Source organism: Hoeflea ulvae (assembly GCF_026619435.1).
GTDB classification, from domain to species: Bacteria; Pseudomonadota; Alphaproteobacteria; order Rhizobiales; family Rhizobiaceae; genus Hoeflea; species Hoeflea ulvae.
Genome location: NZ_JAOVZQ010000001.1, coordinates 2,610,855 through 2,624,673, shown reverse-complemented (window position 1 = coordinate 2,624,673; position 13,819 = coordinate 2,610,855). Strand labels below are relative to the sequence as shown.

Annotated in this window: 14 protein-coding genes; 7 read left to right on the top strand and 7 right to left on the bottom strand. The window is 62.6% G+C overall.

All coding sequences use genetic code 11. The annotated features are described in order from the left end of the window. Nucleotides 1–319 precede the first annotated feature (319 nt). On the top strand, nucleotides 320–997 hold the full coding sequence (locus OEG82_RS12475; protein ID WP_267612752.1) for a type 1 glutamine amidotransferase domain-containing protein: 678 nt from the start codon (nucleotides 320–322) through the stop codon (nucleotides 995–997). Between the two features lie 177 nt (nucleotides 998–1,174). Here the strand turns inward: OEG82_RS12475 and OEG82_RS12470 are convergent, their stop codons facing one another. The 3 genes from OEG82_RS12470 to OEG82_RS12460 form a co-directional block, all read right to left on the bottom strand. Continuing rightward, nucleotides 1,175–2,479, bottom strand: coding sequence for an Hsp70 family protein (locus OEG82_RS12470; protein WP_267612751.1), 1,305 nt, complete (start codon nucleotides 2,477–2,479; stop codon nucleotides 1,175–1,177). Between the two features lie 191 nt (nucleotides 2,480–2,670). Further along, on the bottom strand, nucleotides 2,671–4,374 hold the full coding sequence (locus OEG82_RS12465; RefSeq protein ID WP_267612750.1) for a hypothetical protein: 1,704 nt from the start codon (nucleotides 4,372–4,374) through the stop codon (nucleotides 2,671–2,673). A gap of 135 nt (nucleotides 4,375–4,509) precedes the next feature. Then, nucleotides 4,510–5,076 carry a recombinase family protein gene (locus OEG82_RS12460; RefSeq protein ID WP_267612749.1) on the bottom strand — a complete coding sequence of 189 codons (567 nt, stop codon included), beginning with the start codon at nucleotides 5,074–5,076 and terminating at the stop codon, nucleotides 4,510–4,512. A gap of 143 nt (nucleotides 5,077–5,219) precedes the next feature. Here OEG82_RS12460 and OEG82_RS12455 point away from each other — a divergent pair, with 143 nt between their 5' ends. Then, complete coding sequence (locus OEG82_RS12455; RefSeq protein ID WP_267612748.1) at nucleotides 5,220–6,647, top strand: NCS1 family nucleobase:cation symporter-1; 1,428 nt, start codon at nucleotides 5,220–5,222, stop codon at nucleotides 6,645–6,647. A gap of 166 nt (nucleotides 6,648–6,813) precedes the next feature. Here OEG82_RS12455 and OEG82_RS12450 read toward each other — a convergent pair whose 3' ends face one another. Then, complete coding sequence (locus tag OEG82_RS12450; protein WP_267612747.1) at nucleotides 6,814–7,632, bottom strand: cell envelope integrity EipB family protein; 819 nt, start codon at nucleotides 7,630–7,632, stop codon at nucleotides 6,814–6,816. 125 nt (nucleotides 7,633–7,757) lie between these two features. Here OEG82_RS12450 and OEG82_RS12445 point away from each other — a divergent pair, with 125 nt between their 5' ends. The 4 genes from OEG82_RS12445 (at nucleotide 7,758) to OEG82_RS12430 (ending at nucleotide 10,811) form a co-directional block, all read left to right on the top strand. Then, nucleotides 7,758–8,225 (top strand): RidA family protein, encoded by a 468-nt coding sequence (locus OEG82_RS12445; protein ID WP_267612746.1) that lies wholly within the window; start codon nucleotides 7,758–7,760, stop codon nucleotides 8,223–8,225. A gap of 5 nt (nucleotides 8,226–8,230) precedes the next feature. Further along, a complete protein-coding gene (locus OEG82_RS12440; protein ID WP_267612745.1) occupies nucleotides 8,231–8,962 on the top strand; it encodes a glycerophosphodiester phosphodiesterase in 732 nt (243 codons plus the stop codon). 78 nt (nucleotides 8,963–9,040) lie between these two features. Next, nucleotides 9,041–10,300, top strand: a complete 1,260-nt coding sequence (locus OEG82_RS12435; RefSeq protein ID WP_267612744.1) for a GNAT family N-acetyltransferase — start codon at nucleotides 9,041–9,043, stop codon at nucleotides 10,298–10,300. A gap of 85 nt (nucleotides 10,301–10,385) precedes the next feature. Next, nucleotides 10,386–10,811, top strand: a complete 426-nt coding sequence (locus OEG82_RS12430; protein ID WP_267612743.1) for an HIT family protein — start codon at nucleotides 10,386–10,388, stop codon at nucleotides 10,809–10,811. A 35-nt stretch (nucleotides 10,812–10,846) separates the two neighbouring features. Here the strand turns inward: OEG82_RS12430 and OEG82_RS12425 are convergent, their stop codons facing one another. Next, a complete protein-coding gene (locus OEG82_RS12425; RefSeq protein ID WP_267612742.1) occupies nucleotides 10,847–11,743 on the bottom strand; it encodes an SHOCT domain-containing protein in 897 nt (298 codons plus the stop codon). 323 nt (nucleotides 11,744–12,066) lie between these two features. On the opposite strand from OEG82_RS12425, the gene OEG82_RS12420 reads away from it, so the two are divergent. After that, nucleotides 12,067–12,576 (top strand): hypothetical protein, encoded by a 510-nt coding sequence (locus OEG82_RS12420; protein WP_267612741.1) that lies wholly within the window; start codon nucleotides 12,067–12,069, stop codon nucleotides 12,574–12,576. A 34-nt stretch (nucleotides 12,577–12,610) separates the two neighbouring features. Here OEG82_RS12420 and OEG82_RS12415 read toward each other — a convergent pair whose 3' ends face one another. Further along, entirely contained in the window at nucleotides 12,611–12,964 is a 354-nt protein-coding gene (locus OEG82_RS12415; RefSeq protein ID WP_267612740.1) for an AzlD domain-containing protein, read from the bottom strand. Continuing rightward, nucleotides 12,961–13,689, bottom strand: coding sequence for an AzlC family ABC transporter permease (locus tag OEG82_RS12410; protein WP_267612739.1), 729 nt, complete (start codon nucleotides 13,687–13,689; stop codon nucleotides 12,961–12,963). The genes OEG82_RS12415 and OEG82_RS12410 overlap by 4 nt, the downstream gene beginning before the upstream one ends. Nucleotides 13,690–13,819 lie beyond the last annotated feature (130 nt).

Sequence of the window (13,819 nt, the reverse complement as noted above, 5' to 3'; positions counted from 1 at the left end):
ACCAATCCGGATTTCTCCCGGATCAACCCATGCCCCACGTGTGGAATAGGCGTCGCTTACAGGCAGACGCCGGGATTTGCAAGTGCGCAGGCCCCAAAAAGCCGGAATCCTGCCGGCATGTCTGTCATACCGGGCCGACCTCACCGATCACGAAACAGTTGATCTGCCAGGGCCTTGGAAAAAGCCGGTGCGGGACCAGATACAGGCTTCCCGCATGGAACCGGGGTGGCGCAGTCGCGTTGCACCGGGACATGGCGAAGGGTTCGCGTGATCGCGGACCGCCTGTCTTTCCCCTCAAACATACACTGGACCCCTATCGATGAAAATCCTGATGGTACTTACTTCCCACGACCAGCTTGGCGACACCGGCGAGAAAACCGGTTTTTGGCTCGAGGAATTCGCAGCACCCTATTACGTGCTCAAGGACGCCGGCGCCGATGTCGTTCTGGCGTCACCCAAGGGCGGCCAGCCGCCGATCGATCCGAAGAGCGACACGGACGACGCCCAGACCGACGCCACCAGGCGGTTCAAGGGCGACCCGGATGCGCAGCAGGCGCTGGCGCAGACCAGGAAGCTGTCCGAAGTGGTCGCCGATGGCTTTGACGCGATCTTCTATCCCGGCGGTCACGGCCCGCTCTGGGACCTGGCCACGGATGCCGACAGCAAGCGGCTGATCGAGGCTTTCGCGGGCTCGGACAGGCCTGTCGGCGCTGTGTGCCATGCGCCGGCGGTGTTTCAATCGACCATGGGTGTGGACGGCAAGCCGCTGGTGTCGGGCAAGCGGGTGACCGGCTTCACCAATACCGAGGAAGAGGCTGTCGGCCTGACCGAAGTGGTTCCGTTCCTGGTGGAAGACATGCTCAAGCAGAATGGCGGGCATTACGAGAAGGGTGACGACTGGGCCTCGTTCGTGCTGATCGACGGCAAGCTTGTGACCGGCCAGAACCCGGCCTCATCGGAAGAAGCCGCCAAGGCACTGCTGGCGCTGCTGAAATAGGCTTCGGGTACCAACGCGATATGGGGTTCTGCCCCATATCGCTTACCGGCATTCCCGGTCCGGCCCTTGCAGCGATGCGCGGCGCCGGCTCTGGCCCGGAGCATGGCGAGCCTCGACGGATCTCCGACATTTCCGGGGCGGGACAGGAATATCACCACCAATCGTTGGCCCTGCCCGTCACCCCGAAACAGGCACGGTCCACTGCTCGATGTCGTCGCGCTCGCCGATCAGCGCCAGGCCATGGGCAATCGAGATCAGCTCGCCGCCGGTCTCGATCCGGTCGGCGGCGAAGCGCTCGGTGAAGATGCGGCGCACGGCCGGCACGAAAGAGGTGCCGCCGGTGAGAAAGACCTTGTCGACAGCGCCGGGCGCGGTGCTGGTCTTTTCCAGCACATCGTCAAGGGCTGCGGTGATGCGGCCGAGATCGCCCTCGATCCAGTTTTCGAAATCGCTGCGCCTGACCGATTTCTCTCCGGCCTTTCCGAGCGGCGCGAAACGGAACTCCGCCTCGTCCTGGCTGGACAAGGCCATCTTGGTTGCGGAAATCGCCTGGTTGAGCGCGTAGCCCTCGTCATGCTCGATCAGGTCGATGAACAGCTCCAGCTTGTCGGGCTCCACCGCCTGGCGCACCAGGTTCTTTAGATCGGCATATTCCTTTGTGGTCTTGAAGATCGAGAGCTGGTTCCAGCGCGAGAAACTCGAATAATAGCTGCCGGGCACATCGAGCTTCTTGCCGAAGCTTGTGAACTGGCTGCCCTTGCCGATCTCGGGAGCGATCAGATGATCGATCATCCGCGCGTCGAACTGGTCGCCGGCCACGCCAACACCGGAATGACCGATGGGGATGGCGCTGATGCGCCCTGCCCGGGTCTCGAAGCGGATCAGCGAAAAGTCGCTGGTGCCGCCACCAAAGTCAGCGACCAGAACGGTGGCGTCACGGGTCAGGTTCTGGGCGAAATAGAAAGCCGCGGCGACCGGCTCGTAGACATAATGCAATTCCGGGAAACCGAGCCGGGTGAGTGCCTCGTCGTAACGCCGCATGGCGAGATCGGCGTCGGGCCGGGAACCGGCGAAATGCACCGGCCGGCCGGTGACGACACGCTGGACCGGCGATGGCCAGCCGTCGCCGGCATAGCTTTCGAGGCGCTTGAGGAAGACCTCCATCAGGTCCTCGAACTGGAAGCGGCGGCCGTGCACCATGGTGCCCTGAAACAGCGCCGAGGCGGCAAAGGTCTTGATCGACTGCAGGAACCGGCACTCGCCCGGATTGTCGATGAAGGCGCGGATGGCGGCCTGGCCGGCTTCGACCTGCAGCGCGCTGGCGCCGAGCCTGGCATCCTTGATGAAGGACAGCGCCGTGCGCATGGTGTCGCTCTCACCGGCAGCCGAGTGGAAGCGGACCGACGCGGTCTCCATGCCCTGGTCCTGTTGGGCGAGCACGGTGTTGGTCGTGCCGAAATCCAGCCCGAGCGCATTGGCCATGGCAGCGGCTCCGTCATGTCTTGCAGTTGAGATGAAACGGCACACCGGGGGCGCCTGCCGCTGAAGAGCGGGCCTGATGCCACACTCGGGCTGCGCCGTCCACCCGCAGCCGGCCGCTTTGTGCCGTTTGCGCAATCCTGGCGCGGTCCGGACCGGTCAACGCGCCGCGTCCGGCACCGGCTGGAGCTTTGCTATTGCGCAGCGTAGCGCGGGTTTTCCAGCGCCTCGAAACAGTCGGTGAGCGTGATCCGCGAAAAACCGGCATAGGCGCGCTGGTAATCATCGAGCAGCTTCTTGCGCGCGGCAGTCACCGGACAGGTCGGCAGCAGCACGATGTCGGTTTGCGACAGGGCTTGTGCTTCCGCATCGGTGAGCGGCAGCACCGTACGGTAGGGATCGCCGCCGATCGACACGCCCCCGGCAGGGGTGCGGCCCATCACGGCGGCAATCGGATTGGCGAAATCGCGCAGGTCGATCACCTCGTAATGGCGGCCGAGGCGGGTTTCACGCTGGCGGATGGCCTCGATGACCTCGTCCATGGTCTTGAGCACGGTGACCTGGAAGCGGTGGTCGAAATAGAGCCAGTAGGTCGGCAGAATGTTGGAGCGGGCATAGCCCTCATAGGTGTCGCGACCGCCGGCCATGACCGGACGCGCCCGGTCTGCCGCCTCCACCGTGAGAACCTTGGCGCTGAAGCTCATGCTTGGCGGCAGGTTCTCGGTCTCGATCGACATGTCCCTGATCGAGGTGGCCGCGGCCCGCGCGGTCGAATGCAGCATCTTGGTGACCGTGGGCAAGGACACCAGCGCGATCAGCACGATCAGCGGCGAGAGCTGCGCCCGCCTTTGCGGCGCGGTGGCGAGAAACAGCACCAGCAGGAACGGCCAGACCGAGACAAAGGCGGCGCCGCCGAAATTCTGCGATTCAAACAGCACGTCGGCGATGATCAGCGCCAGCAACCAGAGCCAGTCCTGGTCGAGCCGGTTGGGCGCGGGCTCGCGGGGATGATCGCTGTCAAAGGCGGCCAGCAGGTTGCGTCCGCCCCAGAAGCGGCTGGCAAACAGATAGGCCGCCAGCAGCGCAGCGGCGAAGATGACGTCGAAGCGGGCGCTGACGGTGGTGACCAGATTGGACAGCAGCACCGTCTCGTTGTTGTCAAGCAGCCGGAAGACAGAATGCAGATAGGCCGACACACTGCCGGTCAGCAGTTCGAGGCATGCCACCAGCCCGAGGCAGATGGCGGCCACAATCAGCGATGTGGCAATGGCGAGCCTGCGGGTGACGACGGCCATGGCCAGGATCAGTCCGGCCACCGCGAAGCCGTTTATCTTGATGAAGGCCAGGGCCAGCAACAGCGCCGAGATCAGCCCGATCAGCGCCGGCTGCGAGCGGACGAAAAACAAAGTTGCGACAAGCAGATAGAGCAGCACCGCGCTGTGACGGTTGTAATAGGCAAATCCGTCGACGCCGGGAAAGGCGTTCCAGGACATGATGTTGAACGGCAGGATTGAAAACAGCAGATAGGGCATGAGCAGGGCAAAGCCAGCAAAGGCACCGCGCTCAAGCGCAAACCAGCAGATCACCGCGATGATCGGGACCGTGATCAGCATCATGCACCACTGGATGATCAGCGCCACATTGCCATGCGGAAACAGGCTGCTCAGAAGGTCAAACAGGATGTAGTTGAGCGGCCCGACCGGCGCGTGGAAATCGGTGTAGATCTCCTGGCCGACGGACAGGCGGTAGGCCCCGTCAATATAGATATAGGTGTCCCAAAAGCTCTCGCCCAGAGGCAATTCGAGAGGAAAGCTCAGGCACAGTGCGATCAGCACAACAACAGTTGCAAGCGTGGCAAATACAAACTTCTCCGGACGCTTCGAAGTACCCTCCATCATACTTTGACACCCCCTGCACTGCCCGTTTGCACCAAACAAGCGGTCAAATTGCTGGGCATTGGTTTCATTTTCATTAAAAATGAACGGGTTCAGGTGCCGGGCCGGTTCAAGCCAGCGGAGCGCGGCGGGGAGGGCCTACTTGCTTTCGGGCGGAGGATCGTTTTTAAGCCGCGAGATGGTGCTGCGGCTGACGCCGAGCAGACGGCTGATCGCGGCGGCGGATTTGCCCACCCGCAGCAGCGACAGCGCCTTGTGCTTTTGCTGGTCGGAAAGTTTTTGCGGACGGCCGGCGGAGAGGCCAAAGGTCTTGGGACGGTCCTGATCGACCCGGCTCTTGACGTCGGCGACGGCGATCTCGAACTCGATCAGGCCGCGGATGGTCTCGATGACGCGGGCGCCGCCTTCGGCCCCGGTGTCGGCCCAGGGCTCGGCCAGCGAGCGGAAGAAGGCGCCTTTCCTTTGGATCCTTTCAAGCAGACGCAGCAGATCGGCGGCAGATTCGGCAACCGCGGTCAGGCGGGTGGTGACAATGGTGTCGCCCGCCGAGACCTCGGCCAGGAACCGTTCGAAATCCTGCTCCGAGCCTTCCTTGCCGACCTGGTCATTGTTCCAGACCTTGTCGCAGCCCTGCCCTTCAAGCTGAGCCAGCTGGACTTCGCTTTGATACCATTTGGTTGAAACCCGAGCGTAACCGATCTTCACACTGTCTCCCGTCAGAGAATTTCTGTTGACATTTTGCACGCCATTACGGACGTTATTATGCACGGCATAATGCACGACTGTAAAGCGTGGCGCCATGCAGATGGTGCGAGACCAATCACACTGTTCATCCATTGGGGGGATACATGATGAATGAAGACCTGCAAATCAAGAACCACGATCCAAGCCTGTATAATGAGGATTTGAAGCCGATCCCGGTCAAGGACCGAAGCTGGGGCTGGTTCGAGATCTTCAATGTCTGGGCCAATGATGTTCAGAGCCTGTTCGGCTACACGCTGGCGGCGTCGCTGTTCCTGACTTTCGGCCTGAATGGCTGGACCGTGTTCGCGGCGATCCTGCTGGCCGGTGTCTTCGTCATGTGGCTGGTCAATCTGATGGGCGAGCCAAGCGTCAAATACGGCATTCCGTTTCCGGTGATGGCGCGGTCTTCGATGGGCATCCGCGGCGCCAACCTGCCGGCCGTGCTGCGCGCCATCGTGGCGATCTTCTGGTACGGGGCGCAGACCTATTTCGCCTCGACGGCGGTGGCGCTGCTGCTCAATGCGCTGTTCGGCGCCTCCGGCGAACCGGTGTTCCTGGGCATGACCGGCATCGACTGGATCGCCTTCCTGATGGTCTGGTGTTTTCAGATCTGGCTGTTCTGGAACGGCATCGAGTGGATCACCAAGTTCCTCAACTTTGCCGGTCCTTTCGTCTATGCGGTGATGATCATCCTCGCCGGCGTGATCTGGTGGAAAGCCGGCAGCGGGTTGTTTTCGGAACTGGGCACGATCTTCAAGGGCACCGGAACCTATCAAGGCAGCTCGTTCTCGGCGTTTCTTGCCATTGTCGGCACCATGATCGCCTATTTTGCCGCCGTGGTGATCAATTACGGCGATTTTTCCCGCTTCGTCAAAAGCCAGAGCGAGATGAAGAAGGGCAATCTCACCGGACTGCCGCTCAACATCGCCTTCTTCTCGCTGATCGCACTGATCGTGACAGCGGGTACGGTGGCGATCTGGGGCGAGGCGCTGACCAATCCGACTGACATCATCGCGCGGGTGGATTCGCTGCCACTGACCTTCATCGCAGCACTGATGTTCTTTGCGGCAACAGTCGGCATCAACCTGGTGGCGAACTTCATTCCACCGGCCTATGACCTTGCCAATCTCTATCCGAGCAAGATCAATTTCCGCATCGGCGGGCTGATCACCTCGGGCTTCGCGCTGATCATCGGCGGGTTGTGGGTCTCGGTCATCAGCCAGATCGGCATTTTCAACTTCGTCAACACGCTGGGCGCGGTGCTGGCGCCGATCTACGGGATCATGATTGTGGACTATTACATGATCAAGAACGGCAAGCTCGACATCCAGAAGCTGTTCTCGACCGATCCGAATGGCGAATATTTCTACGACAATGGCTGGAACAAGCGGGCGCTGATCGCCTTCGCGCTGACCTCGGTGTTTTCGGTGGCCACCGTCTGGCTGCCGGCGCTGGCCTTCCTGTCGGGCTTCTCCTGGGTCATCGGCGCGGCACTGGGCGGCGTCGTCTATTATGTGGTGACCAAGAAATAGACTTCGACATCCGGTTCGTATCTGCGCGGGGCGTCATCAGTGGCGCCCCGTTTACATGCGGTCTGCCGGCGCGAGGTGCGAGGGACAAATGCCCCAGCCCGAGAATCGGCTGTTGCGCAGCACGGCACGGGTGGCATCGCTGCAGCGGCCACTGTAGTATCTCGCCCTACTCCTTGCAGGGCTCCGGTTCATACATGTCGAGCTGCGCCAGCTGGCCTTCGAGCACGAAGTCGCCATAGTCCATGGTCAGGTCGCGGGTGACGCCGTTCTCATAGAGCTTGAATGCGATGGAATAGACCGGCAGTTCGTCACCGCCGGAATTTTCCTCGAAATAGGCCATCGACACCGGCCAGTAGGCCTCGTTGCCGAGTTCGCCCGCCAGCTTGGCTTCGGTATCGCCGCTCTCGACCGGCTGCTTTTCACCGACAATGGTGGTGGTCAGCATCGCCCGGTCGCCTTCGTCGGACCCGTCATAGATGCGCGATTCGTAAAACCGCTCGCCGTCGCGGGCCTTGTCGATCATTTCGATCATGTGCTCGGTGGGAAAGCGCGCCGTGCCGATGTCGAGCGCCAGTTTGTCGGGCTGCTCGAGCGTGACCGCCAGACCGTCGCCGTCAACCTCGGCCGAGCCGCGGACCTCGTGGTCGAGTTGCTGATCGACAAAGGAGCGGGTGACGAAGCGGAAGGTCTGGTTGCGGATGTCTTCGAATGTGGTGGTCTGCTGATCGGTGATGCGCGAGGAGTCGCCGGTGGCGATCTCGGTAACAAAGCGGAAGCTGACGGTGTAGCCGCTGCAGGCCGAGCCGCCAAATTCATAGACCATGCGGCCGACCATGCCGGAAATGCCCGAACGTTCGGACGCCTCCTTGAGCGAAAGGTCATAGACCGCGCGGTGGGTGGCAAGGCCTCCCGGCCCGGCCTGGGCCTGGGTGATCGCCGGCGTGGCCGCCACAATGGCAAGCGACGCGATAACTAACATGCGCATCAGGTTTTCTCCTGTCGAATCCTGAGCCGATGTTATATGAGCAGACACGGCAAAAGCGAGGCGGAACTTGCAAGTTCCGACAAAACGCCGGCGCAGCCTTAACAGAGACGAAGATGGAGCCCCTCATGACCGATAGTGTTGAATCCCGCCTGGCCGCCCGCGACATCGTGCTTCCCGAAGCGGCAGCACCGGCTGCCAATTACCTGCCCTATGTCATCAGCGGCTCGCTTCTGTTCATCTCCGGCCAGTTGCCGATGGAAAACGGCGCACTTTACGCCACGGGACTGCTCGGCCGCGATGTCGACGTCGCCAAAGGCCAGCGCGCAGCCGAACTCTGTGCGATCAACATCCTGGCCCAGGCCAAGGCGGCACTGGGCGGCGATCTCGAGCGGATCGTCCGGGTGGTCAAGCTGGGCGGCTTCGTCGCCTCCGAGCCGACGTTTACCGAACAGCATCTGGTGATCAACGGCGCCTCGAACCTGATTGCCGAGATCCTGGGTGACGCCGGCAAACATGCGCGCGCCGCCGTCGGCACCGCCAGCCTGCCGCTTAATGCAGCGGTTGAAGTCGATGCCGTGATCGAGATCCGGTAAGTCCCATGGCACAGAAAGACCTTGGCTGGCTGACCGCGCGGCCGATCGCCCATCGCGGCTATCACGACATGAACCGGAGCATCTGGGAAAACACCGCAACGGCCTTTTCCCGTGCGATTGCATCCGGTTACGCGATCGAGTGCGACATTCACATCGCCACCGACGGCGTGCCGGTGGTGTTTCACGATGATGATCTGGAACGGCTCTGCGGGTTGTCGGGCGATGTGCGGGAGCGCACTTCGCAGGAACTGGCGCAGTTGCGGGTCGGCGGAACTGCGGACGGGGTGATGTCGCTGCCAAAACTGTTCAGGCTGGTTGCTGGACAGGTGCCGCTGATCATCGAGCTCAAGGGCCGGCCCGGTGATGATGACGGCTTTGCCGATGCGGTGGTCGAGTGCCTGGAGAAATATGACGGGCCGGTGGCGCTGATGAGTTTCGACCATGCCCTGCTGCGCGACCTCAAGGCCTGCGGCGCCACCTGCCCGCTGGGACTGACCGCCGAGGGGGTCAAGCCGGAGACATTCTTCAAGCATGACGAGGCGATGCAGCTGGGGCTGGATTTCATCTCCTACTGCGTGCACCACCTGCCCAACAGCTATGTCGAGGGACTGCGCAAGCAGGGCGTTCCGGTGATCACCTGGACCGTGCGCGATGCCGCGGCGCGGGCGCTGACCAGGGCGCATGGCGACCAGATGACCTTCGAGGGCTTTGATCCGGACACGACGGTGGACGCCTGACCTTGTCAAACGGGGTAGGCAACTTACGTTGGAAGACAGGCCGGACACGGGTATCGGCCCTGTCCGGAACGGAGTTGCATGAGCACTGAGACCCCAGATCACACGCTGTCGACCATCGAGGACATGTCGGCGGTCACCGCGGAGGAGTGGAGCCGGCTGGGTGGCGCGGCGCGGCGCTCACGATCTCCATCAGGCAGTTCGCAAACGGAATCAAGCAGCTCCGAGACTGAATCCGGAATTGCCTATAACCCCTTTGTCAGCCACGCTTTTTTATCATCTCTCGAAGACTCCGGTTCGGTGTCGGCCGAGGTCGGCTGGCTGCCGCGCCACATCGTCTTGCGCGGCCCGGACGGAGGGCTGGAAGGCGCAATGCCCGCCTATATCAAGAGCCATTCGATGGGCGAATATGTGTTTGATCACGCCTGGGCCGATGCGTTCGAGCGCGCCGGCGGGCGTTATTATCCAAAGCTGCAATGTTCAGCACCGTTCACGCCGGCCACCGGGCCGCGGCTGATGGTGCGACAGGGTCCGGGCAGCGAGGCGCGCAGACGAGCGCTGGCCGCGGGTGGACGCTCGCTGTGCACGCAACTGGGGCTGTCGTCAGTGCATGCCACTTTTGTGCCCGAAGCCGAGATCCCGGCATTCGAGGCCGAGGGCTATCTGCACCGCACCGACCAGCAGTTTCATTTCCGCAATCCCGGCTATGACAGCTACGAGGATTTTCTCGACACGCTGGCCTCGCGCAAGCGCAAGCAGCTGAGGAAAGAGCGCAAGGCGGCGCTGGAAAACGGCATCGAGATCGAATGGCTGACCGGCAGCGACCTGACCGAAAGTGTCTGGGATACATTTTATGAATTCTACATCGATACCGGCGGGCGCAAATGGGGGCGGCCCTATCTGACGCGGGAGTTCTTCTCGCTGATCGGCGAGCGCATGGCCGAGGATGTGCTGCTGGTAATGGCGCGACGCGAAGGCCGGTTCATCGCAGGTGCGATCAATTTCCTCGGAGACGATTGCATCTATGGCCGCCACTGGGGCTGCGTCGAGGATCACCCGTTCCTGCATTTCGAGGTCTGCTATCACCAGGCGATCGATTTCGCCATCGCCAGGGGTCTGGCGCGGGTCGAGGCCGGGGCGCAGGGCGAGCACAAGCTGGCGCGCGGCTATCTGCCGGCCACCACCCATTCGGCGCATTACATCGACCATCCCGGCCTCAGGCGCGCCGTCGCCGACTATCTCGAGCGCGAACGCCGCGATGTCGAACATATCGGCCAGGTGCTGAGCGAGCACGGGCCGTTCCGCAAGGGCGGCACGGAGCCGGATGCTGGCCAGGATTGAAGACGGACTGGCGCTTGCCCCTTGTGCTTGACCCCGGCCCTGCGCCGGATACAACCATGTGAGACGAACAACCGGAGACTGCCCGATGACCGCGCCCAGCTATGACGACAGCAATGTGTTTGCCAAGATCCTGCGCGGCGAGTTGCCCGCCGAACGGCTTTATGAAGACGAACACACACTGGTGATCATGGACATCATGCCACGCGGCGACGGCCATTGCCTGGTGATCCCGAAGGCGCCCGCGCGCAACATTCTCGATGTCGAGCCCGACAGTCTGTCAGCGGTGATGGCGACGACGCAGAAGATGGCGCGGGCGGTGATCAAGGCCTTTAGCGCCGATGGCGTGACCATCCAGCAGTTCAACGAAAGTGCCGGCGGCCAGGTGGTGTTTCACCTGCATGTGCATGTGATCCCCCGCTTTGACGGCGTGGCGCTGAAACCGCATACCGGCACCATGGAAGACATGGGCGTGATCAAGGCCAATGCCGAAAAGATCCGCGCCGCACTCTGACCGGAACCGACCAGAACAGGCTTAACCTCCGTGCATCAGATGCGGGCCAGCAGCTCGGCCTTCTTGGACTGGTATTCGGCATCGGTGAGAATGCCTTTTGCATGAAGTGCAGCCAGCCGTTCGATCTTGGCGAAGATATCGGTCTCGTCATTGGCTTCAGGCGCGGCAGCGGCCGAGGGCTGGACCGGAGCTGTTTCCGGCCGGCGCGATTCCGGCGGCGCGGACGGGGCTTCACCGGGTGTGGCCTCGGCGGTCGGAGTGTCTGCGGATGTGCCAAGAAGCGCTTCGGACAGCGTCGGCGTCGGGTTGGCCTCGTCACGGCGGCCGGCATTGACCTGGCGCAATTCGGAGAGACTGACAAGACCATGTTGCGAGGTGAAGCTCAGCGACTGGTCGCCCGATTGCTGTTGCGAAAAACCGGCAATGCGATGATCGCCGGTGTCATAGACCCTGACCTTGCCGTCGCCCGCATCGATGGCAAGCCGCGCAGCGTCGGGAAACCAGGCATAGCGCATCTGGTTCTGCGCCCCGGTGGAAGCGGCCTGGCCGAGTTCTTCGGGCCACCAATGACCGGCGGGGAAGCCGGAGACAAACAGGCTGACGCCGACGCGATCAGAGCCTTGCGATTGTGTTTGCGAAGACGCGCTTGACGGCAGTTGCACCGGTGCAGCCTCACGCATCACCTGCGCCACCTCGTTGCACAGCGCGTCGACCCTCGCCTTGAGCGCGGTGTTGAACATGTCGCCGACCATGGTCATGCCGCCCTGCGACCATTGCCCCATGCCGCCCAGATCGGGATGGTTGAACTGGGCCTGGCTACCCTGCCCGGCAATCAGCGCCATCAGCAGATGCTCGACGGCCTCCGGACTGACACCGTGGCGGCTGGCGATCCCGGCTAACGCCTGGCGTGTCTCTGGGGTCAAGTCTGCCACGCGATCTCTCCTGTCTGGTGTCTCCTGCAGGTATCAGTCCTGCGGGCCGCATGCCAGCATAAGACAGCGCAGGTGCTGTGATGTCCAGCGCCGAAGCGTTGCAGCCTGCGGCTGGCTTTCCGGCGCGCAGGCAACGGCGCTCCGGCAAGCCGGATGACCAAACATAGAATCCCTTCAGGGCGTTGCAAGATTCCCCGCATCATCTGCGCTAAGCGCGAAGCGGCGTGGGGCCGAGATGGCGATCCGGTGATCTTGCTTCATTGCCTTGGTTTTGCGGCATTGTGACGGCATGAGCGGTGCATTGCAGAATTTGCGAGGTTTTCATGCAGACCGCTTTCATCATCATGTCGATCCTTGGATGCGACGATACCGCGACCCAGTGCCACCACATCCGGATGCTCGACGAGCGCTGGGCGACGATCCAGGCCTGCGATGAAGTGTCGGAAGACAAGCTCAGGGGCTTCTCCAACCTGTCCTATCCGGTGGTGGTCGCGGTGTGCCAGACGCCGCACGACGCCGGACTGGCCGAGGTGACGAGCGAGCCGCCGACGAACGAGGCAGCCAGCATCGGCCCGACGATCCCCGACAGCATGGTGCCCGGGGCCGACATACCGATGCCGGCAGCCGGCGCTGCGCTGCCGGTCGCCCCGGCGGAGGATCAGCCGCGGATTGCGGAAGCCGAGATGGTGCCGGATGCGGGACTGGCCACCCGGGCCCTGCAAAGGTTCAAGGATGTGCTGCCCGAGGCCAAGAACATCAAGGCGCTGGTGACCGGGCCTGTGCATGTGGTCACCGACAGCTATTCCTGGGTGGCGCGGCGTTTCGACGACTAGGCATTGCAGAGCGGCTGCCGGCGGCCGAGACCGCTCAGCCGAGCAGCAGTTGCCCGCCGATCAACAGGCCGAGCGCCACGGCGATGCCGATCCAGATCCTCTTGCCGCTCAGCAGAAAGGCGGCAAAGCCGACCGAGACCGCCAGCAGCCGCAATGCCATCGGGACATTGTTGAGCTCTCCGGTCGGATAGAGGATCAGCTTGGCGATGACGGCGGCGAGCAGTGCCGTGGCCACCGCGCGCACCCAGGTCAGCAGAGCCGAATCCTGCTTCAGCCGATTGCCGATCAGAACGCCGAGCCAGCGCCAGATGTCAGTCGCCAGCCAGCCGGCCACGGCGATGAAGACATAGGGCCACCACCAGGCGTCAAAGGCCGCGTAACCGCTCATGCGTCCGCCCCGCGCTTCCAGAAGCGATCAACGACAAAGGCAAGCGTGCCGCCGACGACACCGGCATAGAGAATGTCGAATTCCGGCGCGACCTGGTGAAACACCGCGCCGAGCACCAGACCGAAGATCATGGCGATGTGCCCTGCCCGGTCCCTGGTCGAGGCCCAGATCGAGGTCAGGAAATAGACCGGCGTGAGAAAGAACAATGCGCCGGCCAGCATCGGCGGCAGGTTCGAGACCGTGGAATAGATCACCGCCACCAGGATGATATTGGCGCTGGTGACGGTGATGCCGAAGCCCGCGAAAAACGCCACGCGATGCTCGCGCGGCACGTCGCGGATCCGCTCCATGGTGAAGACATAGGCCGTGATCGCAATGAAATGCGACAACAGCAGCAGCAGCCAGGTCGGGGTTTTCTCGGTGCGGATTTCCGGAATCAGCGCCGCGACCATCGGCATCAGCCGGATCGAGGACAGCGAGACGGTGATGAAGGCGGCGGGCAGCGATGCACCGGCCAGAATCGAGCCGACGAGAAGCACATTGGCCGGCAGCGCCCAGATCATGCCGGTCATGAACACGGTCTGGCCGAAGGGAAGCCCGGCCTCGACGGCGAAGCCGCAAAACCCGACAAAGGCGCTCATCAGGATGATCGCCGGCAGCGAGACAATGCCGCGCGCGCCTTTCAAAAACCAATGGACGCCGCGCGGGCCGGACGAAGTGCTCATGCCACTGTGTTAGAGATTTTATGCGGCGCTGCAACCGGTTTTTCAGCGGCCACAGCCGGCGCATGCGGCACGGTGCTATCCAGGGTGCAAACGCAAGACACCCCGGCGCAAACCGGGGTGTCTGTTGTTT

Bases quoted from the DNA above. Each gene is read 5' to 3' on its own strand.
- OEG82_RS12475 (WP_267612752.1), top strand. From the start codon at position 320: ATGAAAATCCTGATGGTACTTACTTCCCACGACCAGCTTGGCGACACC.
- OEG82_RS12470 (WP_267612751.1), bottom strand. From the start codon at position 2,479: ATGGCCAATGCGCTCGGGCTGGATTTCGGCACGACCAACACCGTGCTC.
- OEG82_RS12465 (WP_267612750.1), bottom strand. From the start codon at position 4,374: ATGATGGAGGGTACTTCGAAGCGTCCGGAGAAGTTTGTATTTGCCACG.
- OEG82_RS12455 (WP_267612748.1), top strand. From the start codon at position 5,220: ATGATGAATGAAGACCTGCAAATCAAGAACCACGATCCAAGCCTGTAT.
- OEG82_RS12450 (WP_267612747.1), bottom strand. From the start codon at position 7,632: ATGCGCATGTTAGTTATCGCGTCGCTTGCCATTGTGGCGGCCACGCCG.
- OEG82_RS12445 (WP_267612746.1), top strand. From the start codon at position 7,758: ATGACCGATAGTGTTGAATCCCGCCTGGCCGCCCGCGACATCGTGCTT.
- OEG82_RS12440 (WP_267612745.1), top strand. From the start codon at position 8,231: ATGGCACAGAAAGACCTTGGCTGGCTGACCGCGCGGCCGATCGCCCAT.
- OEG82_RS12435 (WP_267612744.1), top strand. From the start codon at position 9,041: ATGAGCACTGAGACCCCAGATCACACGCTGTCGACCATCGAGGACATG.
- OEG82_RS12430 (WP_267612743.1), top strand. From the start codon at position 10,386: ATGACCGCGCCCAGCTATGACGACAGCAATGTGTTTGCCAAGATCCTG.
- OEG82_RS12420 (WP_267612741.1), top strand. From the start codon at position 12,067: ATGCAGACCGCTTTCATCATCATGTCGATCCTTGGATGCGACGATACC.
- OEG82_RS12415 (WP_267612740.1), bottom strand. From the start codon at position 12,964: ATGAGCGGTTACGCGGCCTTTGACGCCTGGTGGTGGCCCTATGTCTTC.
- OEG82_RS12410 (WP_267612739.1), bottom strand. From the start codon at position 13,689: ATGAGCACTTCGTCCGGCCCGCGCGGCGTCCATTGGTTTTTGAAAGGC.